The organism is Pseudolysinimonas kribbensis (genome assembly GCF_039531715.1).
In the GTDB taxonomy this organism is placed as follows: Bacteria; Actinomycetota; Actinomycetes; order Actinomycetales; family Microbacteriaceae; genus Pseudolysinimonas; species Pseudolysinimonas kribbensis.
Window position 1 is genome coordinate 111100 of the sequence record NZ_BAAAQO010000001.1, and the last position, 21538, is coordinate 132637.

21 protein-coding genes and 1 riboswitch are annotated in these 21538 nt (G+C 72.1%); of the genes, 6 read left to right on the forward strand and 15 right to left on the reverse strand.

Annotation, left to right across the window (positions count from 1 at the left end; translation table 11 throughout):
- The first annotated feature begins 13 nt into the window (after positions 1-13).
- Entirely contained in the window at positions 14-427 is a 414-nt protein-coding gene (locus ABD285_RS00540; protein WP_284254491.1) for a hypothetical protein, read from the forward strand.
- A 45-nt stretch (positions 428-472) separates the two neighbouring features.
- On the opposite strand, the gene ABD285_RS00545 is transcribed toward ABD285_RS00540, so the two are convergent.
- The 3 genes from ABD285_RS00545 to ABD285_RS00555 all read right to left on the reverse strand — a co-directional run bounded on the left by ABD285_RS00545 (position 473) and on the right by ABD285_RS00555 (position 3391).
- Positions 473-1375, reverse strand: a complete 903-nt coding sequence (locus ABD285_RS00545) for an ADP-dependent NAD(P)H-hydrate dehydratase (RefSeq protein WP_284254490.1) — start codon at positions 1373-1375, stop codon at positions 473-475.
- The gene (locus ABD285_RS00550; protein ID WP_284254489.1) at positions 1365-2096 is read right to left on the reverse strand and encodes a histidine phosphatase family protein; all 732 of its coding nucleotides are present in this window, start codon (positions 2094-2096) and stop codon (positions 1365-1367) included. The genes ABD285_RS00545 and ABD285_RS00550 overlap by 11 nt, the downstream gene beginning before the upstream one ends.
- Before the next feature lie 77 nt (positions 2097-2173).
- Positions 2174-3391, reverse strand: coding sequence for an NADP-dependent isocitrate dehydrogenase (locus tag ABD285_RS00555; protein ID WP_284254488.1), 1218 nt, complete (start codon positions 3389-3391; stop codon positions 2174-2176).
- Between the two features lie 102 nt (positions 3392-3493).
- On the opposite strand from ABD285_RS00555, the gene ABD285_RS00560 reads away from it, so the two are divergent.
- Both ABD285_RS00560 and ABD285_RS00565 read left to right on the forward strand, forming a co-directional pair.
- Positions 3494-3946 (forward strand): GNAT family N-acetyltransferase, encoded by a 453-nt coding sequence (locus ABD285_RS00560; protein WP_284254487.1) that lies wholly within the window; start codon positions 3494-3496, stop codon positions 3944-3946.
- A 102-nt stretch (positions 3947-4048) separates the two neighbouring features.
- Positions 4049-4363, forward strand: coding sequence for an MGMT family protein (locus ABD285_RS00565; protein ID WP_284254486.1), 315 nt, complete (start codon positions 4049-4051; stop codon positions 4361-4363).
- Positions 4364-4366: 3 nt separating this feature from the next.
- Here ABD285_RS00565 and ABD285_RS00570 read toward each other — a convergent pair whose 3' ends face one another.
- From ABD285_RS00570 to ABD285_RS00615, 10 genes are all read right to left on the reverse strand, one after another.
- Positions 4367-7126, reverse strand: a complete 2760-nt coding sequence (locus tag ABD285_RS00570; protein ID WP_344199336.1) for an ABC transporter permease — start codon at positions 7124-7126, stop codon at positions 4367-4369.
- A complete protein-coding gene (locus ABD285_RS00575; protein WP_425564922.1) occupies positions 7123-7854 on the reverse strand; it encodes an ABC transporter ATP-binding protein in 732 nt (243 codons plus the stop codon). The genes ABD285_RS00570 and ABD285_RS00575 overlap by 4 nt, the downstream gene beginning before the upstream one ends.
- The gene (locus tag ABD285_RS00580; RefSeq protein WP_284254482.1) at positions 7851-8435 is read right to left on the reverse strand and encodes a PadR family transcriptional regulator; all 585 of its coding nucleotides are present in this window, start codon (positions 8433-8435) and stop codon (positions 7851-7853) included. Before ABD285_RS00580 ends, ABD285_RS00575 begins: the two co-directional genes overlap by 4 nt.
- Before the next feature lie 54 nt (positions 8436-8489).
- A complete protein-coding gene (locus ABD285_RS00585) occupies positions 8490-9230 on the reverse strand; it encodes a GolD/DthD family dehydrogenase (RefSeq protein WP_284254481.1) in 741 nt (246 codons plus the stop codon).
- Complete coding sequence (locus ABD285_RS00590; protein WP_284254480.1) at positions 9227-9688, reverse strand: VOC family protein; 462 nt, start codon at positions 9686-9688, stop codon at positions 9227-9229. The genes ABD285_RS00585 and ABD285_RS00590 overlap by 4 nt, the downstream gene beginning before the upstream one ends.
- 30 nt (positions 9689-9718) lie before the next feature.
- Positions 9719-11533 carry an ABC transporter ATP-binding protein gene (locus ABD285_RS00595; RefSeq protein ID WP_284254479.1) on the reverse strand — a complete coding sequence of 605 codons (1815 nt, stop codon included), beginning with the start codon at positions 11531-11533 and terminating at the stop codon, positions 9719-9721.
- Positions 11530-13389 carry an ABC transporter ATP-binding protein gene (locus ABD285_RS00600; RefSeq protein WP_284254477.1) on the reverse strand — a complete coding sequence of 620 codons (1860 nt, stop codon included), beginning with the start codon at positions 13387-13389 and terminating at the stop codon, positions 11530-11532. Before ABD285_RS00600 ends, ABD285_RS00595 begins: the two co-directional genes overlap by 4 nt.
- A 291-nt stretch (positions 13390-13680) precedes the next feature.
- The gene (purH, locus tag ABD285_RS00605; protein ID WP_284254476.1) at positions 13681-15267 is read right to left on the reverse strand and encodes a bifunctional phosphoribosylaminoimidazolecarboxamide formyltransferase/IMP cyclohydrolase; all 1587 of its coding nucleotides are present in this window, start codon (positions 15265-15267) and stop codon (positions 13681-13683) included.
- Positions 15268-15302: 35 nt separating this feature from the next.
- A riboswitch (ZMP/ZTP riboswitch) is annotated at positions 15303-15386 on the reverse strand.
- Positions 15387-15484: 98 nt separating this feature from the next.
- A complete protein-coding gene (gene purN, locus ABD285_RS00610; protein WP_284254475.1) occupies positions 15485-16072 on the reverse strand; it encodes a phosphoribosylglycinamide formyltransferase in 588 nt (195 codons plus the stop codon).
- Positions 16073-16076: 4 nt separating this feature from the next.
- Positions 16077-17285: a cell division protein PerM gene (locus tag ABD285_RS00615; protein WP_284254474.1), complete on the reverse strand. Its 1209-nt coding sequence runs from the start codon at positions 17283-17285 to the stop codon at positions 16077-16079.
- A 28-nt stretch (positions 17286-17313) separates the two neighbouring features.
- Between ABD285_RS00615 and ABD285_RS00620 the strand changes: the two genes are divergently transcribed.
- Positions 17314-17943 (forward strand): SRPBCC family protein, encoded by a 630-nt coding sequence (locus ABD285_RS00620; protein WP_344199347.1) that lies wholly within the window; start codon positions 17314-17316, stop codon positions 17941-17943.
- Positions 17944-17948: 5 nt separating this feature from the next.
- Positions 17949-18614, forward strand: a complete 666-nt coding sequence (locus tag ABD285_RS00625; protein ID WP_284255699.1) for a DUF4166 domain-containing protein — start codon at positions 17949-17951, stop codon at positions 18612-18614.
- A gap of 33 nt (positions 18615-18647) precedes the next feature.
- On the opposite strand, the gene ABD285_RS00630 is transcribed toward ABD285_RS00625, so the two are convergent.
- A complete protein-coding gene (locus tag ABD285_RS00630; RefSeq protein WP_344199350.1) occupies positions 18648-20219 on the reverse strand; it encodes an alpha/beta hydrolase in 1572 nt (523 codons plus the stop codon).
- A gap of 10 nt (positions 20220-20229) precedes the next feature.
- Entirely contained in the window at positions 20230-20682 is a 453-nt protein-coding gene (locus tag ABD285_RS00635; RefSeq protein ID WP_344199353.1) for a MarR family winged helix-turn-helix transcriptional regulator, read from the reverse strand.
- A gap of 61 nt (positions 20683-20743) precedes the next feature.
- Between ABD285_RS00635 and ABD285_RS00640 the strand changes: the two genes are divergently transcribed.
- A complete protein-coding gene (locus tag ABD285_RS00640; RefSeq protein ID WP_284254472.1) occupies positions 20744-21475 on the forward strand; it encodes an NAD(P)-dependent oxidoreductase in 732 nt (243 codons plus the stop codon).
- Positions 21476-21538: the final 63 nt, after the last annotated feature.

The following is a 21538-nucleotide window of genomic DNA, read 5'->3' on the forward strand; positions in this document are numbered from 1 at the left end:
CCGGGGGAGAACCATGTCTGCACGCCGTCCGATCGCCGTCCTCACCGCCACCGCCGCGGCCGTCTTGCTGCTGAGCGGCTGCGCCGGGATCGGCGGGCAGAGCAAGCTGCAGGCCTGCGCCGACCTCGGGAAGTCGATCTCCTCCGCGACGGACGGCCTGAGCTCGGCGTTCGAGAAGGTGCAGACCGACCCCGCGGCGGCGCACGACGCGATCGTGAAGTTCAACGACAAGTTCCGCGCCTCCGTCGACAAGGTGAGCAACCCCGACGTGAAGAAGCCGGCGCAGAAGGCGGCCGACGACCTCGACAAGATGGCCACCGCCATGCAGGGCTACAAGGCGGGGTCCGACCCGGCCGCGCTCGAGAAGTCGGCGACCACCGTGCAGGACGACCTCAACGCGATCGGCAAGCTCTGCGCCAAGCCGTGACCCGCTGACCGGGGGCGCGGGCGGGATGCCGTCCGCGCCCCGTCGTCAGGGTTCGCGTGCCGGACGACCCTCTCCGAAGCGCACGAGGAGTCCCGGCAGTTCGTCGGCCAGCTCGTGCGCGAGGTAGCCGAGCGGGCCGATGCGCGCGGCGAGGCGATCGCCGGCCGCCGCGTGCAGGGCCGTGCCCCACACCGCCGCCCGCGCGAGGTCCGCTCCCCGCGCCGCGAGCCCGGCCACCGCGCCGGCCAGCACGTCGCCGCTGCCCGAGGTGCCGAGACCGGGTCCGCCCGCGGTGATGCGCCACGCGCGCCCGCCGGGCTCCGCGACGCGGTTCTGGCACGAGACCACCGCACCGAAGCGGTCGGCGATCTCGCGTGCCGCGCGGTCGAGGTCCTCGGCTCCGGTGCCGTCGACCTCCGTGCCGAGCAGGATGCCGGCCTCGGCGGGGTTGGGGGTGAGCACCAGCCGCCCGCGCAGGGCCTCGATCGTCTCGTCGGCGTCGGGCAGGCATCCGAGCGCGAAGGCATCGAGCACGACCGCGGTGCGCTCGCCGAGCATCCCGGGCAGCTCGTCGAGCTGGGCGCGCGTGGTGCGCAGATCGTCCAGGCCCGGTCCGAACAGCAGCGCGTCGGCGGATCGGATGTCGTCGGCGGCCGCGCTCAGCGCGCCGCCCGCCACAGAGCCGTTCCTCGTCTCCGGAAGCGGCACGATCCCCGACTCGGGTACCGCCGTCCCGACGGCGGTCGCGACGGACGCGCCGACCGCGAGGGTCAGGCGCCCCGCGCCCGCACGGAGTGCCGCGGTGCCGGCGAGCATGACCGCACCCGCGGAACGCAGCGCTCCGCCCGCCACGACGACCTGGCCCCGGCTGTACTTGGAGTCGCCGCCCTCCGGCAGCGGCCAGTTCCGCAGCAGCTCGGGCGTGACCCGCGTGGCGTCACCGGACATCGCTGCGCTCGCCCTCGTGCTCGGTGACCGGGGCGTCCTGCTCGACGAGATGCGCGGTCTCCCCGAGCGCCTCGAGACGCCAGCCGCCGCCCTGGCGTACCAGCCGCGTGAACGACGCGTTCGCCAGCACGTTGCCGTCGATCAGGTCGAAGAGCGCGGCCTCGTCGAGGCTCAGGCAGACGTAGACGACGAGCCAGATCACCGCGTCGTGCACCGCGAGCAGGGCGACGCCGCCGCCGTCATCGGCGTCGCGCAGGTCGTCGGCGTCGCGCAGGAACGACCGCAGCCGCGCGGCCACGTCGGCCCACGACTCTCCGCCGGGCGGTCGGTAGTAGAGCTTGCCGAGCCGGCTCCGACGCGCGCGCTCGGCCGGCAGCAGGTGCTCGACCCCGTGGCTCGTGAGCAGGTCCAGGATGCCGAGCTCGCGGTCGCGGAGGCGCTCGTCGAGACGGATGCGCCCGGGCTCCGCGTCCGGCAGCGCCAGCTCGATGGTCTGCCGGGCGCGCAGATAGGGCGAGGACCACACGGCATTCGGCGCGCAACGCCCCGCGAGCAGGCGGGCGAGGGCGCGCGACTGCTCACGGCCGGTGTCGGTCAGCGGCACGTCGGCATCCCGCCAGGCGATGTCGATGCGGTCGGCGCCGTCCGCCTCCGCGCGGGCCGCGGCCACGTTCGCCGCGCTCTCGCCGTGGCGGACGAGCCAGAGCTCCGAAAGGGTCACCCCGCCATCCCACCACGCACGAGGGGCCCGGATGCCGCGCATCCGAGCCCCCCAAGGCGACGTCCGGGTTGGCGCTCCTAGCCGAGCGCGCGCTGCAGGTTCTCGTCGATCGTGGCGAGGAACTCCTCGGTGGTCTGGAACGGCTGGTCCTGGGAGATCAGCAGCGCCAGGTCCTTCGTCATCGCACCCGACTCGACCGTCTCGATGACGACCCGCTCGAGCGTCTGCGAGAAGTCGATCAGCGCCTGGTTGCCGTCGAGCTTGCCGCGGTGCGCGAGACCGCGCGTCCACGCGTAGATGGAGGCGATGGGGTTGGTCGAGGTCGGCTTGCCCTGCTGGTGCAGGCGGTAGTGCCGGGTGACGGTGCCGTGGGCGGCCTCCGCCTCGACGACCTTGCCGTCGGGGGTGGTGAGCACGGAGGTCATGAGGCCGAGCGAGCCGAAGCCCTGCGCGACCGTGTCGGACTGCACGTCGCCGTCGTAGTTCTTGCACGCCCAGACGTAGCCGCCCTCCCACTTGAGCGAGCTGGCGACCATGTCGTCGATGAGCCGGTGCTCGTAGGTCAGGCCCGCGGCCGCGAACCTGTCCTTGTACTCGGCGTCGAAGACCTCCTGGAACAGGTCCTTGAAGCGGCCGTCGTAGGCCTTCAGGATCGTGTTCTTGGTGGAGAGGTAGACCGGGAAACCGCGGTCGAGACCGTAGTTGAACGACGCGCGTGCGAAGTCGCGGATCGACGCGTCCTGGTTGTACATCGCGAGGGCGACGCCGCCGCCGGGCGCGTCGAACACCTCGAACGACTGGGCCTCGCCGCCATCCTTCGGCTGGAAGCTCAGGGTCAGCGTGCCGGGGCCGTCGAAGACGAAGTCGGTCGCGCGGTACTGGTCGCCGAAGGCGTGGCGGCCGATCACGATCGGCTTGTTCCAGCCCGGCACGAGCCGCGGGATGTTGGAGATGACGATCGGCTCGCGGAAGATCACGCCGCCCAGGATGTTGCGGATCGTCCCGTTCGGCGACTTCCACATCTTCTTGAGGCCGAACTCCTCAACGCGGGCCTCGTCAGGCGTGATGGTCGCGCACTTGACGCCGACGCCGTGCTTCAGGATCGCGTTGGCCGCGTCGATCGTGACCTGGTCGTCGGTCGCGTCTCGGTGCTCGATCCCCAGGTCGTAGTACTCGAGATCGATGTCGAGGTACGGGTGGATGAGGCGCTCCTTGATGAACTGCCAGATGATGCGCGTCATCTCGTCGCCGTCGAGCTCGACGACCGTGCCCGTGACCGTGATCTTCTCGACCATTCCTGCTCCTTCTCGCTGCCCACGGCAGCCTATCGTCCGGCGTATTTATCTTGATATCAAGATACCTCATCCGAGCGCGGGGGCAGACCGTATGGTGGATGCATGGCGGAGCTGAGACTGCAGGAGCTGGACGCGCGGAACGCGGTCGCGGCGAACAGCCTCATGCTCAAGCCCGGCCAGGAGGCCTTCATCGAGCCGGAGACCTACGCGCACGCCGAGCCGCAACTCGACAACGCGAACTCCTGGCCGCGCGTCGTGGTCGACGGCGACGACGTGGTCGGCTACATCATGGCCAACTTCGACCCGGATGCGTCGGAGGAGTTCCTGCGCGCGGCGCTCTGGCGCATCAACGTGGCGGCCGACATCCAGGGCACCGGCGTCGGCCGGTTCGCCGTGCAGGCGTTCGCCGACGAGGCCCGCGCCCGCGGCTTCCGCCGTGCGACGGTCGTCTGGGCCAGCGGCGAGGGCGGCCCGGAGATGTTCTTCCAGTCCGTCGGCTTCACGGTCGTGGGCGAGACCCCCTACGGCGAGAACCTCGGCGCCCTCGACCTCTGACCCCGCCCCCTCGCTTCCGTCGCCAAAAACGCCCAGTCCACGCGCCCCGAGATGGTCGTTTTTGGCGAGGGAACGAGGGGGATCGCGAGGAAGGGGGTCCGGATGGCGCAGCCGGCCGACGACTTCGTGAGTCGCGTTCTCGACGTGGTCGCGGCGATCCCGCCGGGCCGGGTCATGGCCTACGGCGACGTCGCGGCCGCGATCGGGTCGCGCGCCGCGCGCGGCGTCGGGCAGGTGATGGCCTACTACGGCGACCAGGTGCCGTGGTGGCGCGTCGTGCGAGCGTCGGGGCACCCCGCGGTCTGCCACGAGCAGCGCGCGATCGAGCATTTCCGCGCGGAGGGCACCCCGCTGCTCTGGTCGCGCGATGGCACGGTGTTCCGCGTCGACCTGGACGCCGCGCGGTGGATCCCGTAGCGGCTATCCGATCGCCGTGCGGTCCACGAACGCCGGGCGACGCACCCGGCGGGTGAGCGCCGTGACGATCGCGATCACGAGCGGGACGCCGACCGCGGTCGCGCCGAGTTGCAGCCAGGGCGGCGCGAACGCCATCTGACCCGAGAGCGACATCGCATAGGCCGGCACCAGGGCGAACGCCCCGCCCACGATCGATCCGAGCCCGGCGAGCACGAGCGCCTGCCAGAACGCGATCCCGCGCAGCGTGCGCGGAGGCGCCCCCACCGCCCCGAGGGTCAGCTCGTCGCGCCGCGCATCGATGCGCGCCAGCCCCAGGGCCACGACCGAGGCTCCGAGCGTGATGAGCCCGGCGACCCCGAGGACGATCCAGCCGACGGTGCCGGCGAATCGCTGCGGGCCGTTCTCGACGTAGGAGTACGCCGTCGGTCGCAGGTCGGTGTTGATCCTGCCGGCGCCGACGGCCGCGGCCAGCTCGTCGAGCTGAGCCTGCGACGGCTGGTGCGACGGTCTCGCGAGCAGCACGATCGGTCGTGGATGCAGCCCGAGCCGGTGGGCCGTCTCGGGGGACACGATCACCCCGAATGCCGCCGGATGCCGCCCGGGATCGACGACGGCATCGACCGACCTGCTGCGCTGCGGCGTGCCCCCCGGCCGGAAGAACTCGCCGTCGAAGAGCTGCGCGGGGGTCCACCAGTCGAGGGTGACCTTCCCGTGCTCGACGAACTGCGGATAGAGCGAGACGGCTCCGCCGTCCCGAAGCGCCGTGACGGCGGCGCTCGACGGTCGCTGCCCCAGCACGGCCGCGAGGTCGCCCTGGTCGCCGACGACGATCTGGTTGTTGCCGCGGTTCTCCACGTACGGCGGAAGGGCGCAGGGCGCGCTGCTCTGCGACCGCAGGGTCAGGCAGTGACGTGAGGCGGCATCCGGCCGGACGGTCGCCACGGGCGTGCCCGACGTCGGCGTCGTCGTCGCGTCGCTGCGGTATCCCTCGCTGGGCGGGGTCTCCCCCTCGATCGTGCGGACGCTCCGGACACCGAGCACCCGCTCGAGCGTGGCTCGATACGACGAGACATCGGTCAGCGGTTGGGCCGGATCGGGCACGCTGAACGAGACCGCGACATCGCCGAGGGGCGCCTGGTAGAGGTACGACGCCTCCGACTGGCGTTCGCCGCCGGACAGCGCGGCCATCAGGAACGCCGCCACGAAGATGGTGCTCATGACGGCGGCGACGGCGGGGACGGCGCGGGCGCTGTTGCGCGCGAGATCGCGCGTCGCCATCCGGGCCGACGCGTTGCGCGCCCCGAGGCGGGCGACGGCGCGCAGCAGCACCGGCACGCCGAGGATCGCCCCGAGCTCGAGCACGATCGACCCGACGGCGATGAGGGTCGGTCCGAGCCAGCCCAGCCGCCAGTCGCCGGCCCGCTGCAGCACCAGCGTGAGGATGCCGCCGACGACCGCGATCCCGATCCCCACGAGCATGACGACGACCCCGAGGGCGGGCGCCAGTCGGCTCGGCCGCGGCGGGCGCCGCGCCCCACGCAGCGCCGACACGACGTCGAACCTCGACGCCGTGCGGCCCGGCACCGCGGCCGCGATCCACGACGCGAACACCGCGACGAGGGCGATCAGCCCCAGAGCCACCGGGCTCACGCCGAACGTGTAGTACTGCATCGTGCTTCCGGTCCGGCTCACGGCCATGTAGATCGCGGCGAGCCCGACACCGATCGTGATCCCGCCGAGCGCTCCGAGCGCGCCGATCACGATCCCGCCGACGGCGACGGATCGCGACAGCAGCCGTCGGTCGGCGCCGACGCTCGCCAGCACCGCGAGCGCGCGCTGCTCCTGGCGCGCGCCGACGAGGAATCCGGCGCCGGCGAGGAGAGCGACCTCGAAGAGCATGAAGCCGCCGACCATGCCGATCATGGCCGCGTAGCTCCAGATGATGCCGTCGGCGGCGGAGAAGAGATCGGCCGAGGTGTACGGAGCCGTGGCGGCGAGGGACAGGACAAACGCCCCGTGCCGGTTGAAGTCGTGGATGTCGGCCAGGGTCACGGCCGGGCCGGCCAGGTAGTAGGTCCAGAGCGTGGGATCCGGGCCGAGGCCGCTGAACGCGGTGCGGCCTCCGAATACGGTCGGCGTCCTCGGGTCGCTCGTGCGGTCGAGCATCGTGCCGACGATCCGGTAGCTCGTCGCGTCGGGGGTGCGCACCGTGTCGCCCACCCGCGCGCCGAGCCGGGCGAGCGCGGAGGGAGAGGCCAGGATCTCGACCGCGCCGCGCGGAGCGTGCCCCGACAGCAGGTCGAAGCGGCCCCGGAACGCCGGATCCCAGGAGCGCCCCGCGGTGGCGCTGATCTCGGCGACCCCGTGCGCGGTGCGGAGGTAGACGCCGGTCGGGCTGATCGGAACGACCCGCCAATCCGACGGCAGCCAGGTGGTCGGATCCGTCGGGGTGAGCTCGCCGTATCCGTCGGGGTAGGCGCTCGTGGCGGTCTGCCTGACGTGGTTGGACATCATCTGCATCGAAGCCGCCATGTGCCCGAGCTGGGCCTGCGCGGTCTGCGCCGGGCTGCCCACCATGCTCAGGCCGACCGTCGCGGCGCCCGCGAGCCCGATCACCGGAAGGGCGACGAGCACCGCGATGAGGAACGAGCGCCCCGGCGCGCGCCGCGCGTTGCGTGCCGCGAGCGTGAACGCCAGCCGGAACCCCGCTCGGCTGCGGCGCGGGAGGCGCGGTCCGCTCGGGCCGGGTGCGGGAGCGGTCATGCCGACCGCCGGGCCAGCGCCTCGACGGACTCGGTCTCGGAGCTGCCGACGATGCGGCCGTCACGCAGGAAGACGATGCGGTCGGCCCACGCCGCGTGCCGGGGGTCGTGGGTGACCAGGATCCCGCCGGCGCCGGCGTCGACGCGCGCCCGTAGCATCCGGAGCACCATCTCGCCCGTCGTGGAGTCGAGGGCACCCGTCGGCTCGTCCGCGAGGATGAGCGACCTGCCGCCGACCACGGCGCGTGCGATCGCCACCCGCTGCTGCTGGCCGCCGGAGAGGTCGTCCGGGAAGTGATTCGCGCGCTCGGCGAGCTCCACGACGTTCAGCGCGTCGCGAGCCGCCCGGCGCGCCTTGCGCAGCTTCCAGCCGTCGAGCTCGAGCGGCAGGCTCACGTTCTCGATCGCGGTGAGAGCCGGCACCAGGTTGAAGTCCTGGAAGACGAAGCCGAGGGTGCGGCGTCGCAGCGTCGCCAGCTGACGGGCGTCGAGCTCGCTGAGCCACCGGCCCTCCACCACGACCTCGCCGCCCGTGGGCCGGGTGAGGCCTCCCGCGATCGTGAGGAGCGTCGACTTGCCGGAGCCGGACGCGCCCATGATCGCGACGAGCTCTCCGCGTTCGACCGTCAGGTCGACTCCGGCCAGGGCGATGACCGACGTCGCGCCGTGGCCGTAATGCATCGAGACGCCGTCCAGCCGCAGCAGGGGCTCGTTCGTCGCGGCGGTCACCGGCGGGCCTCCGTCCGAGCGGCGGCGCGGGATGCCGGCACGCGACCGCCGGTGCGCAGGTCGCTGCGCCGGATCCGCTCCTCCGAATGGTCGAGCCACCGGATCTCGGCCTCCGCCTGGAAGATCATCGAGTCGACGACGAGCAGCCACGCGAGCTCCTCCGGCGACGACGGGTCGCCGCCGGCGACTTTCGCGCGGGTCAGATCCTGCAGCGTGCGGGCCGTCGCCTCACGCTGGGCCTGGATGATCGCGGCCAGATCGACGCCCGGCAGCGTCGCCGCGATGGCGAGCTTCATGGCCAGCTCGTCGCGCCCCTGGGCGGGGCGCTCGACCGGGGACGCCAGCCACCGCTCGGCCTCCGCGCGCCCGGCGGCGGTGATGCTCCACTGCCGGCGCCCCTCGGCATCCGCCCCGGCGTCGGCCACGAGTCCATCGCGCTGCAGCCGGTCGAGTGTCGTGTAGATCTGCCCGATGTTGAGGGGCCAGGTCGACCCGGTGCGGGCCTCGAACTCCTGCCGGAGCTCGTAGCCGTAGTGGGGGCGTTCGCCGAGCAGGGCGAGCAGGCTGTTCCGAACCGTCACGATACCGAGTATGCATACCGGGTATCGTGAGGTCAACTCACGCGGCGGCGTGTCTCACACCGCGGTGTAGCCCCCGTCGATGACGACGTTCTCGCCGGTGATCATCGCGGCGTCCTCGTCGGCGAGGAACGCGATGAGCGCCGCCACCTCGTGCGGCTGCGCGAACCGGCCGACCGGGATCAGCTTGCGGAAGGCCTCGCCCCGCTCCCCCGCCCAGGCCAGCTGGGCGAGCGGCGTGTCCACCACGGTCGGCGAGATCGCGTTGACCGTCACACCGTGCGGCGCCCACTCCCGCGCGAGCACCTTCGTCATCCCCAGGATGCCGGCCTTGCTCGCCGAGTACGCGACGTGCTGGTCGAGCGCGATGAGCGCGGCCTGCGAGGCGATCGTGACGATCCGGCCGTACCCCGCGGCGGTCATGACGCGACCCGCGGCCCGCGCCATGCGGAAGCTCGCCGTGAGGTTGACCGCGAGCACGGCATCCCAGTCGGCGTCCTCGACCTCGAGGGCGGGGGCGAGCCGGGCGATGCCGGCGCAGTTGACCAGGATGTCGATCCCGCCCGCCGCCGCGACCGCCTGCTGCGCGACGGCATCGGCGGCCCCGCTCGCGGTGAGGTCGGCGACCATCGCATGGTGCCCGTCGCCGGGCAGGCCCGCGACCGACTCGTTCACGGCCTCCGCGAGGTCCACGCCCACGATGTGCGCGCCGCGCTCGGCGAACAGCTGCGCGACCGAGAGCCCGATGCCGCTCGCCGCCCCCGTGATGACCGCGACGCGGCCCGCGATCCCGCTCACGCGGCGGCCGGCGTCAGGTCGGCGATGACGATCCTGGTCATCTGCAGCATGGCACCGTACGCGTACGACCGGCGCTCGGCATCCGGGCTCAGGATCGCCTCCTCGAGCTCGACCGGCACGATCTGCCACGAGACGCCGAACCGGTCGGTGATCCAGCCGCACGCCACCTCGCTGCCGCCCTCGTCGAGGAAGCCCTCCCAGATCCGGTCGACCTCGTCCTGCCCGCCGTCGAGCGTCACGTAGAGCGAGAGCGCATCCGTATGCGGATGCCCCGGCCCGCCCTGCAGGCCGATCACCCGTCGCCCGCCCACCTCGATCCACACGCCGAGCAGCTTGCCGTCGGGGTCGAGCATGTCGGGGCGGCGGTGCAGATCGCCGAAGATGCGCTCGTACGACGCGATCGCCTCGGCGAGGTCGTCGTCGTACCAGATGAACGGGGTGACGTCGGTGACAGCCATGGAGCCAGTGTCCCCCATCCCCGGCCCGCGCTACACGAGGCTGTCGCGCCAGGCCGCGTGCAGCGCGGCGAAGCGACCGGTGCCGCCGATGAGCTCCTCCGGGGTGCCGTCCTCGACGATGCGGCCGTGCTCCATGACGAGCACGCGATCGGCGATCGCGACCGTCGAGAGCCGGTGCGCGATGATGATCGCCGTCCGGTCGGCCAGCAGGGTGGTGAGACCCTGCTGCACGAGCCGCTCGCTGGGGATGTCGAGCGACGCGGTCGCCTCGTCCAGGATCAGCACGGCCGGGTCGGCGAGGAACGCGCGCGCGAACGAGAGCAGCTGCCGCTGTCCCGCCGAGACGCGGCCTCCCCGCTTGTTCACGTCGGTGTCGTAGCCGTCCGGCAGCAGCCGGATGAACTCGTCCGCCCCGACCGCGCGCGCGGCGGCGACGATCTCGTCGCGGGAGGCGCCCGGCTTGCCGAGCGCGATGTTCTCGGCGACCGAGCCGCTGAACAGGTACGCCTCCTGGGTCACCATCACGATCGCCCGGCGCAGATCCTTCGGATGCAGGTCGCGCAGGTCGACCCCGTCGAGCCGCACGGCCCCGACCGTCGGGTCGTAGAACCGCGCGATGAGCTTCGCCAGGGTCGACTTGCCGGCGCCCGTGGAGCCGACCAGCGCCACGGTCTGACCCGGCGGGATGTGCAGCTCGAAGTCGGGCAGCACGACGCGGTCGTCGCGATAGGCGAACCGCACATCGTCGAAGTCGACGCCGCCGGATGCCTTCCACAGGTCGACCGGATGCCCGGGGTCGGGCACGCTCGGCTCCTCCTCGAGCACGCCCGAGATCTTCTCCGCCGCGGCGGCCGCCGACTGGTACGAGTTGTAGAAGGTGGCCATCTCCTCCATGGGGTCGAAGAAGCGCCGGGTGTACAGCACCACCGCGAGCAGCGCGCCGATCGCGAGGCCGCCGCCGATCACGCGGAAGCCGCCGATCAGGAGCACCACCGCCACCGTGATGTTGCCGATCATGATGAGGCCGGGATCGAACAGGCCGTAGAGCTTGATCGCACGGGCGTTGGCATCCCGGTAGTCCTCGACGATCTGCCCGTACTCGCGCTCGTTGCGCTTCTCCTTGCGGAACGCCTGCACGGCCCGGATTCCCGTCATCGTCTCGACGAAGTGCACGATGAGCCGCGCCGAGTAGACGCGCGTCGCCCGGAACGCGAGCTGCGATCGACGCTGGAACCAGCGGGTCAGGAACGCCAGCGGCACGAGCGACGCCGCGAGCACCACGCCGCTCCACGGATCGAGCCACACCAGAGCGATCGCCGTGAACACCATGTAGAGCACGCCGCGCACGAGGCCGGTGATGCCGGAGTCGAGCAGCTCGCGGATCGCCTCGAGATCGCTCGTCTGGCGCGCGATGATGCGCCCCGAGGTATACGTCTCGTGGAACTCGAGGCTCAGCAGTTGCGCATGCCGGTACACGCGGGTGCGCAGGTCGAGCAGGATGGCCTGGCTGATCCGCGCGGCGAGCACCGTGAACCGTGCGGCGAGCACGGCTCCCGCGATGGCGCACACCAGGTAGGCCGCGAACGCGACCCCGACGGGCACGAAGCTCGAGTGCTTCGCGACGAGCGCCGGCAGACCGGCGTCGATCCCGTACGCGATGAGCGCCGGACCGGCCACCTGGGCGCCCGTGCTGACGACGATCATGAGCGCGGAGCCGATGAGCCGGCCGCGCTCGGGCCGCAGCAGCGAGCCGAGCAGCCGCAGCGACCGCTGCCGGATCTCGCGGCTCTCCTCACGGGTGTAGTCGGAGCGCTCCTCGCCACCCACGCCTGCGACAGCGCTCACGCCGACACCTCCTCGTCGTCGTCGCTGTATCGGTCCAGGTCGGGGGATTCGCGGTCGTCATCGAGCGACGAGATGACGAACCGGTAGTGCTCGTTGGTCGCGAGCAGATGGGAGTGCGTGCCGACCGCCGTCACGCGGCCGGCCTGCAGCAGCGCGACCCGGTCGGCCAGCTGCACCGTCGAGGGGCGGTGCGCGACGACGAGTGCGGTCGTCCTGCCGAGCACCCGGCGCAGGCCGGCCTCCACCCGCGCCTCGGTGTCGACGTCGAGCGCCGACAGCGGGTCGTCGAGCACGAGGATCGCCGGGTCCGCGGCGATGGCGCGCGCGAGCGCGAGGCGCTGCCGCTGGCCGCCGGAGAGGCTCAGCCCCTCCTCGCCGACCTTCGTGTCGGAGCCCTCGGGCAGGTTGGCCACGAACTCGGCCTGGGCGATCTCGAGCGCCTCCGCGAGCACGCGATCGGCGTCGGCCTTCCGCTCCGGGTCGGCCAGCTCGGGGCGCCCGAGCAGCACGTTGTCGCGCACGGACGCCGAGAACAGCGTGGCGTCCTCGAACGCCATGGCGATGTGCCGGCGCAGCTCCTCGCGCGTGAGGTCCCGGATGTCGACCCCGTCGATCCGCACCGCCCCGCCCGTCACGTCGTAGAGCCGCGTCGTGAGCGCGGTGAGGGTCGTCTTGCCGGAGCCGGTGAGCCCCACGAGCGCCATGGTCTCGCCGGGCTCGAGCTCGAGCCGCACGCCGTCGATCAGGTCCGGGACCGACTCGGGCGAGTCCTGGTAGCGGAAGTGCACGTCGTCGAACAGCAGCCGCCCGGTCGGGTGCGACACCGTGCGCGCCGGGTCGGGGTCGGTGATCGGGTTGCTCTCGTCGAGCACCTCGAAGAGCCGGTCGATGGCCGTGCGGGTGTCGAACGTCATCGACAGCAGGAAGCCGATCGACTCGATCGGGAACCGGATGACGGTCGCCGTCGCGAAGAAGGCGAAGAGGTCGCCCACGGTCATCAGGTGCTGCGACGCGAGCCACACCCCGCCGCCGAGGCACAGGGCGAAGGCGACGTCGGGGATCAGCAGCAGCCACAGCCACAGGCCCGCGACCGCGCGTGCCTTGTCGAGCTCGGTGCCGCGCAGCTGCTCGGCCTGCCGCACGTACTTCTCGAGCGAGTAACGACCGCGCCCGAACGCCTTGAGCACCCGGATGCCGTGCACCGACTCCTCGACGGCCGTCGCCAGATCGCCCTGCTGATCCTGCGACCGGCGCGCGACGACCGAGTACTTGTTCTCGAAGATGTAGCTGTAGACGAAGATCGGGATCGAGCAGACCGCGAACACGATCGCGAGCTGCCAGCTCCAGATGAAGAGCACGCCGAACCCGATGACGATTGTGATGACGTTCACGATGAGCAGCACGATGCCGAACGAGAACCACCGGCGGATCAGGCCGAGGTCGCTCATGGAGCGCGACAGCAGCTGACCGCTCTGCCAGCGATCGTGGAAGGCGACCGGCAGGTCCTGCAGCTTGCGGTACAGCGTGTTGCGCAGGGCCGCCTCGACGTGGGTGCCGGGGGTCAGCACAAAGCGTCGGCGGGCCCCGATCAGCAGCGCCTCGAGCCCGCCGAGCGCGAGCACGGCGAGCGCGGCGGGCAGCACCTGGCGCCCGTCACCCGTCGACAGGGGTCCGTCGACGAGGTTCTGCAAGACGAGCGGGATCGCCAACGAGACGAGGCCCGCGAGCAGCGCCGCGATCATCCCGAGGATGATGCTGCGCAGCGCGGGGCGCACGAACGGCATGAGGCGGAGGATCGTGCGGACCGTGCCGAGGTCGCGCGATCCGTCGGGGCGTGAAGGACGCGTGGTGAGCATGACCTGTTTCCGGGTCGCGGGAGCGCGCAGGGATGCGTGTTCCCGGGGTGGATCTGGTGGCGGTGAATGCGGCAGCGGGGCCGCGCGAGAAGACGGGGTCGGGGCGGTCGTCAGCGCCCGCGCGGGGCGACGACGACGACCTCGAATCGCTTCAGCGTTCCGTTCGTCATGACTGCCTCCCGCGTCTCGTCCTGCCGCCCCGGCGGAGGGCAGCCCTACAGACTATGACCGCGGGCTTCCGGGATGCAAGCTCCGCTCACACGGCGTGCGCGATCATCCGCGCCGATCGCGTCAGTGGAAGAAGTGCCGCTCCCCGGTGAGGTACATCGTCACGCCGTACTCCTGCGCCGCCGCGATCGTGTCGGCGTCGCGGATCGATCCGCCCGGCTGCACGAGCGCCCGGATGCCGGCCTCGAACAGCACGCGCGCCCCGTCGTCGAACGGGAAGAACGCGTCGGAGGCCGCCACGCTGCCCCGGGCGCGGTCGCCCGCGCGCTCCACCGCGAGGCGGCACGAGTCGACCCGGTTGACCTGTCCCATGCCGACGCCGACCGAGGCCCGCCCCGAGGCGAGCAGGATGGCGTTGGACTTCACGGCGCGCACCGCCCGCCACGCGAACTCGAGGTCGGCGAGCGTCGCCGCGTCGGCCGGCTCCCCCGTCGCGAGCCTCCACTGCCGCGCGGGTGCGAACATGGCGTCCGCCGTCTGCAGCAGCAGGCCGCCCGAGAGCTGCTTGAGTTCCATGTCGCCGCGTGCGTAGTCGGCGGGCAGCCGGAGGATGCGCAGGTCCTTCTTGCGCTGCAGCCGCTCGAGCGCCTCGGGCGTGTACCCGGGAGCGACGATCGCCTCGGTGAAGATCGGCGCGATCGACTCCGCGGTCGCGAGGTCGACCTCCCGGTTGGCGGCGATGACGCCGCCGTAGGCCGACACCGGATCGCACGCGTGCGCGGCCGCGTGCGCCGCGGCGAGCGCATCGGCGCTCGCGATGCCGCACGGGTTGGCGTGCTTGATGATCGCGATCGTCGGCTCGTGATGGTCGTAGGCGGCGCGGAGGGCGGCATCCGCGTCGACGTAGTTGTTGTACGACATCTCCTTGCCGCTGAGCAGTTCCGCTTGCGCGATCCCGCGCGCACCGGCCGAGGTGTAGAGCGCGGCGCGCTGGTGCGAGTTCTCGCCGTAGCGCAGGATCGAGGCCCGCTCCCAGCTCGCGCCCGCCCAGCCGGGGAAGCCGCTGCCCTCGTCGTCGGGCGCCAGCACGTTGCCCAGCCACGATGCGACGGCGATGTCGTAGCTCGCGGTGTGCCGGAAGGCCGCGACGGCGAGGTCGCGCCGCTCGGCCAGCGTCGTGCCGCCGTGGGCGAGGGCGTCGAGGACGACCCGGTATTGCGACGGGTCGGTGACGACGGCGACGTTCGCGTGGTTCTTCGCGCCGGCGCGCACCATCGCGGGGCCGCCGATGTCGATCTGCTCGACCACGGCATCCGGTTCGGCCCCCGACGCGACCGTCTCGGCGAACGGATACAGGCTCGACACGAGGAGCTCGAACGGTGCGATGCCCTGCTGCTCGAGCTGCTGCTCGTGGTCCTCGAGGCGCAGGTCGGCGAGCAGTCCCGAGTGCACGGTGGGGTGCAGGGTGCGCACGCGGCCGTCGAGTGACTCGGGGTAGCCGGTGAGGTCGCCGACCTGGGTGACGGGATGCCCGGCATCGGCGATCGCCTTCGCGGTCGACCCGGTCGAGACGATCTCGACGCCCGCGGCGACGAGGGCGGCGGCGAGCTCGAGCAGCCCGGACTTGTCGCTGACCGAGACGAGTGCGCGGCGGATGGGGATGACGTCGCGCTCGCGGTAGAGGGCGGGATCGATCGTGGGACCGGACATCGGCGGGCTCCTTCGGGACGGCCGGACAGGGCATCCGGTCCGGCCCAGGCGTACGGCCGAAACAGTCGGTTGCCGCTTCCCGATGGTGCCCCATCTCAACGCCAGTCGCGGCGCTTCCACTCTACCGGCCTCGAACCGATCGCCGGTTCGCCATCCGCTGCGGCCCGCGCGACATCGATCGGATGGCGAAAGGCTGATCGGATCGTGCGCGCGCGCGTCAGCGCAGGGCGGCGAGGTCGACGGCGCCGTTCGCGATATCGAGCACGACCTGCACGAGCAGCTCGCGCTCCACGTGCTTGATGCGGTCGTGCAGCACGCCTTCGGTGTCGTCCGGCTGGATCGGCACCCGCTCCCGCACGACGATCGGGCCCGTGTCGACACCGTCGTCGACGACGATGACGCTCGCCCCGGTCTGCGTCGCCCCCGCGGCCAGCGCATCGCGCACGGCGTGCGCCCCCGGGAACTCCGGCAGGTACGCCGGATGCGTGTTGAGCAGGTTCGGGCGCAGCGCGTGCACGAAAGCCGGGGGCAGCAACCGCATGAAGCCGCTCAGGATGACGAGGTCGGCATCCCATTGGCGCACCTGCTCGAGCAGCGCCCCGCCCCACGCCTCGCGGTCCGGGTAGGCGCCGAACGGCACGACGAAGCTCGGGATGCCGAACTCCTCCGCGTGCGCGAGCCCGTCCGCGTCGCGGTCGGCTCCGATCGCGACGACCCGCGCCGGGAACTCGGCGTCCTCGGACGCCTCGAGCAGCGCGCGGAGATTGGACCCGCCCCCGGAGATGAGGACGACGAGCCGCAGCACGTCGTCAGCCTATCGGCGCGCGAGCGCGCAGCCGCCCGGGCAGCGGGATCGATGCCGCCGCCCCGATGAGCGAGGCGATCCCGAACTCGGCCGCCGCCGCGAGCCCGACCGCCCAGGGATCGGGTCCGACCTGCGCGAGCCGGCCCGGCCCCGCGGACCCGGTCGCGGTCCACGCGAGCAGCCCGAGCAGCACCCCGCCCACGATGCCGCCGCCGAGGCCGGTCGCGAGCACCGCGGGCCAGCGCGGGGCGTCGACGTCGGCGAGCACCCGGTTCAGATACGGCCGCGCCGCCGCGCCGGCGAGGAACGCGGCGACCACCGGCACGAGCAGGCCGACGAAGCCGAACGCGAGGTCGCCGGTGGGGATCGCGCCGAGCAGCGGGATGGCGGGCACCGGACCGACGGCCGTCCCGAGGGGCGACACGTGCGATCCGGTGCCGAGGGCGAACCCCGGCCCGGTGAACCAGCTCGCGGCCCAGATGACGACATCCGGCATGAGGGCGACCTGCCCGAGCGTCAGGGCGAGGCCGCCGACCACACCCGTGTGCAGGGCCTCGTAGAGCCGGATGAGCTCGCCGTAGTGGCCGACGACGAGCAGCGCGACCGCCACCGCCGAGGCGCCGACGGTCAGTGCGACGGCCACGACGCCCGCGCGCAGCGCGCCGCCGATCGCGGCACGCAGCACCGGATCGGCGCGCCGCGCGCCGGGCCGGGTCGCGGCGATCAGGCCGATGCCGGCCCCGATCGCGAGCGCGAGCGTCGGCAGCAGCGTGCCCTGCCAGAGCGAGGGGCGCGCATCCACGTGCAGCGCGCTGAGGGTCACACCGAACGAGACCGCGCCGCCGACGACGACGAGCACGAGCGAGCCGAGTAGACGGTGACCGGTCTGGGCGATCCGCCCGCCGGCGCGCACGCCGAGGAGCGCCGTGAGGAGCGCGAACCCGAGCAGCGCGATCGTCACGAGCACCGGCTGGTCGGCACCGGCCAGACCGAGGGACGCGGCGGTGGCGGGGTCGAGCCGGAACGTCACGTCGACCCCGTGCCCGAGCAGCCACACGTCGACCGCGCCGCGCCAGAAGATCGTGAACGCGGGCGCGAACCCGAACTGCACGGCCCAGACCAGGGTCAGCGGCACGAGCGGGATCGCGACGCCGATCGCGATGGCGACGATGGCCTCCAATGCCGAGAACAGCACGGTGAGGCGTCGGGTCACCCCGCCACGGTACGGCCAGGATGAACTCGTGGGCGGACGGACCCGCGCGGGGCGCGGCATCTACGTGCGGATCGAGATCCGCGCGCCGCTCGAGCGCATCTGGGAGCTGACCCAGGACCCCGGCGAGCACGCCCGGTGGGATCTGCGCTTCAGCAGCATCCGGCCGATCGGAGAACTGCCGTCAGGTGGCTACCGCTTCGTCTATGAGCGCCGGATGCCGCTGCACACGATCCGCGGCACGGGCACGTCGATCGGCGAGCGCCATGGCTCGGATGGCGCACGGACCTCGGCGCTGCGCTTCGACACGCTCGACCGGCTCTCGCCGTTGGGCGACGGGCGCGGCTACTGGCGGTACGAAGCCGCCGCCGACGGCGCCACCACGGTCTTCACCACCGGCTTCGACTATGCACCCGGCTGGGGCCGCCTCGCCGACCGGCTCGTCCTACGCCGGCTCATCGGCTGGATGACGGCGTGGAGCTTCGATCGGTTGCGGATCTGGGCGGAGACGGGCGAGCCTCCGGAGCGTTGGCGACTGCGGAGCGTCCTCGCGCTGTGGGCGTCGGGCCGTCCGCGGGCGGCGCGCTGCGAGCGACGCCCCCCGCATCCCGACGTCCTGGCGGGCGCCCCCGCCGTCCCCGACAGGCTGGAGGCGCCGTGACCTCGATGTTCGAGCGCGCGCTGGGCGCCGACTTCGCGCGTCTGCATCCGATGCTGCAGCGACGCTTCGGCGTCGGGCTGGATGCCGGCTACGCGTGCGTGGGCACCGGCACGATGTCGCGCATCCGTCGCGGTCCCTGGTGGACGGTGCCGTTCCTGCAGTTCGGGCGGCTGCGCAACATCCTGGTGCCCGACCACGGCAGCGATGTGCCGTTCCGGATCGAGAACTTCCCGTATCGCGACGCACTCGGCCGCGAGACGGTGACCTTCGTCCGGGAGTATGCGATCCATGGCAGATCACGCCGGTTCGATGCGACGATGATCTACAGCGAGCGGCTCGGCCGCATCGTCGACTACCTCGGCACTCACCAGCACCTCGCCGTCGATCTCGAGTTGCGCGTCGAACCCGATGGCTCGCTGCTGCTCCGCTCCGACGCGCAGCGCTTCTACGAGGGCATCGTGGGGTTCCGGTTCCCCATGCTGTTCAGCGGCCGGGCTGAGCTCCGCGAGCGATTCGACGACCACGCGGGCGTGTTCCGGGTCGATCTTGAGGTGCGGAACCGGTTCTTCGGGTTCCTCTTCGGCTACGACGGAACCTTCACCTGCGAGTTCCCAGCCGCCCATGACGCACCCGCGCGACTCAAGCCGGTGCGCACCGAGCTCCGGGAGTAGCCCCAGGTCGACGCTCTGCCCGCCCAGTCGGCGTCAGTGGCAGTCGGGATCGCTCGCGGGCAGGGCGCCGCGCAGCAGGTAGTCGTCGACGTGCGAGTCGATGCAGGCGTCGCCCTGGGCGTAGACCGTGTGCCCCTCGCCGTGGTGAGTGAAGAGGAAGCCCTGGGAGAGCTCCTTGGCGAGCGTCACCGACTGCTGGTAGGGCGTCGCGGGGTCATTGGTCGTGCCGATCACGACGATCGGCGGTGACCCGGGGGCCGTGTAGCTCGCCGGCAGTTTCGCCGGCGGATACGGCCACGCGTCGCAGGTCGCCTCGAGCGCCGCCGTGTCGGAGTACGCGACGTACTTGCCGAGCACCGGAGCCGCCTTCTCGATGCGCGCCATGTCGGTGAGGATATCGACGCCGTCGGTGCCGAGCGTCGTCTCGTCGCACGTGACCGCGGTGTAGATCTCGTACCCGTTGGTCGAGTAGCCGCCGCTCGCCGTGCGGTTGTTGTAGGCATCCGCCTGCTCGAAGGCGGGGTCGGAGTCGCCCTTCGCGAGCCTGGCGAACATCTCGGTCAGGTCGGGCCAGCTGAACTCCGAGTAGAGCGGCTCGCTGATCGCCGTCCCGACCGTCGCCGCGTCGAGCACCCGACCGTCGGAGGCCACGAGGTGGCGCGCGTCGACGCCCGCGAGCAGGGCCTGCACCTGCTGGATGGCGTGGTCGAGCGAGCCGCTGAACGGGCATCCGGATCGCGTCAGGCAGTTCGCCAGGTAGGCCTTGAACGCACTGTCGAAGCCGGCCATCTGCGTCACGAGCGCGTCGAGCTGGTCGGCGCGAGGGTCGACGGCGCCGTCGAGCACCATGCGGCCGACCTTCTTCGGGAACAGCTGCGCGTACATCGTGCCGAGGTAGGTGCCGTACGAGTAGCCCAGGTAGTGCATCCGGGTGTCGCCCAGCACGGCCCGGATGACATCCATGTCGCGCGCGACGCTCGCGGCATCCAGGTGGCCGAGCAGCGGTCCCGTGTTGCGCCGGCACGCCGCGATCCAGTCCTTCTGACGTGCCGAGAGCTCGCCGGCCCACTCGGCCGACCCGAACGGATGGACGAACGGCTGATACAGGAGCGCATCCTGCTTCTTCGGGTCGGTGTAGCACGCGACGGGCGTCGACCGGCCGACGCCGCGGGGGTCGAAGCCGATGAGGTCGTAGTGCCCCAGCACGTCGGGCGTCACCACGAACTGCGCGGACTGGGCGACGAAGTCGTAGCCCGACCCGCCCGGACCGCCCGGGTTGATGAGCAGCGAACCGAGCCGGGAGCCCTTGGCGCGGTGCCGCGCGATGGCGAGCTCGATCGTCGCGCCGCTCGGCTTCGCCCAGTCCAGCGGCACGGTGACCTCGGTCGTGTCGATGCCGCCGCTCACGCTGCGCCACCTCAGGCCCTGGGTGTAGAAGCGCTCGAGGTCCGGTGCGACCGCCTCGTGCGTGTGCGTCGTGACCGTGTGCGTGCTGCCGGGGACGGGCAGCTTCTGCAGGATGCAGCCCGAGAGCAGCAGCGTGGTCGCCGTCATCACTGCGACGAGAGCCGTCAGGCGGCGGGCGTTCGAGCGGCGCAGTCGCATAGGGGCGACCCTATAGGGCGTCCGCGGACGCTCCCCCGGCGACGGTCGCCCGGCGGAGGAACTCGGCGATGAGGTCGAGCTGCTCGTCGCTGAAGTCGGCGCACGCCGCGTCCATGGCGTCGTTCATCCCGGCGAAGTGGGGGACGATCTGGGCGGCGCTGCGCGGCGCCGGACGCAATCGCACCGAGCGTCGGTCGCCGGCGGCGCGTTCGCGCACGATCCAACCCCCGCGCTCGAGGCGGTCGAGGATCCCGGTGAGGGTCGCCGGGTGGATGCCGCTCAGGCCCGCCAGCTCGGTCGGGGTAAGGCTGCCGGAGCGCGCGACCAGGTCGAAGCAGTCGAGGTCGAGATCGCGCAGCTCGAGGCGATCGCTCACCCGGTGGTTGAGCCGGGCGAGCTCGAGACGCAGGGCGCGCAGGCCGTCGTGCACGTCCGCCAAGCGGCGCCGGCGATCACGCTGCATGTTTTCCATATGCTACGGTTTTCATATTAGATGGATTCCTGACCACATGATAGGAGACGACATGCGTATCGCCGTGTTCGGCGCCAACGGCGCCACCGGGCGTCACGTCATCCGGCAGGCGCTGGCGACCGACGACGAGATCGTCGCCCTGGTCCGGCGTCCGGCGAGCTTCCCGTACACCGGCCCGCGGCTGCGGGTCGTGGCGGGCGACGTGCGCGATGCCGAGAGCGTCGACGCGACCGTGGCCGGCGCGGATGCCGTGCTCTCGACGATCGGGGTGCCCTTCTCGCGCGACCCGATCGACATCTACTCGGCCGCCGCGACCGCCGTGGCCGACGCCATGCGCCGGCATGGGGTGCGCCGGATCGCGGTCGTGAGCTCGTCGGCGGTCGAGGCGCACGAGCGGACGGAGGGCTGGCTGTTCGAACGGGTCCTGCAGCCGATGGTCGTGAACGGGATCGGCCGAACCACCTACGCCGACATGCGGGCTGCGGAGGAGATCGTCGCGCACAGCGGGCTCGATGCGACCATCGTGCGGGCATCCGGGCTGTTCCCGGCGGACGCCGTCAGCGACTACCGCGCCGACACCGCCCACGCACCCGGCGCCTTCACCTCGCGCCCCGACCTCGCGCACTTCCTGCTGCGGCAGGCGCGCGAACCGGAGTGGATCGGCACGCGCCCGGAGGTGCATACCGACGACGGCACGCCGTCGCTGCTGCGGATGATCTGGGACGAGGGGATCCGGCACACGCCGGACCCCATCCTGCGGGATCCGGCGCTCGAGACGGTCTAGATGTACCGGGTCAGCACTTTGGTGTCAGTCGGCTGATCGGGGGTTGGCCGTTGAGGGCTGAGT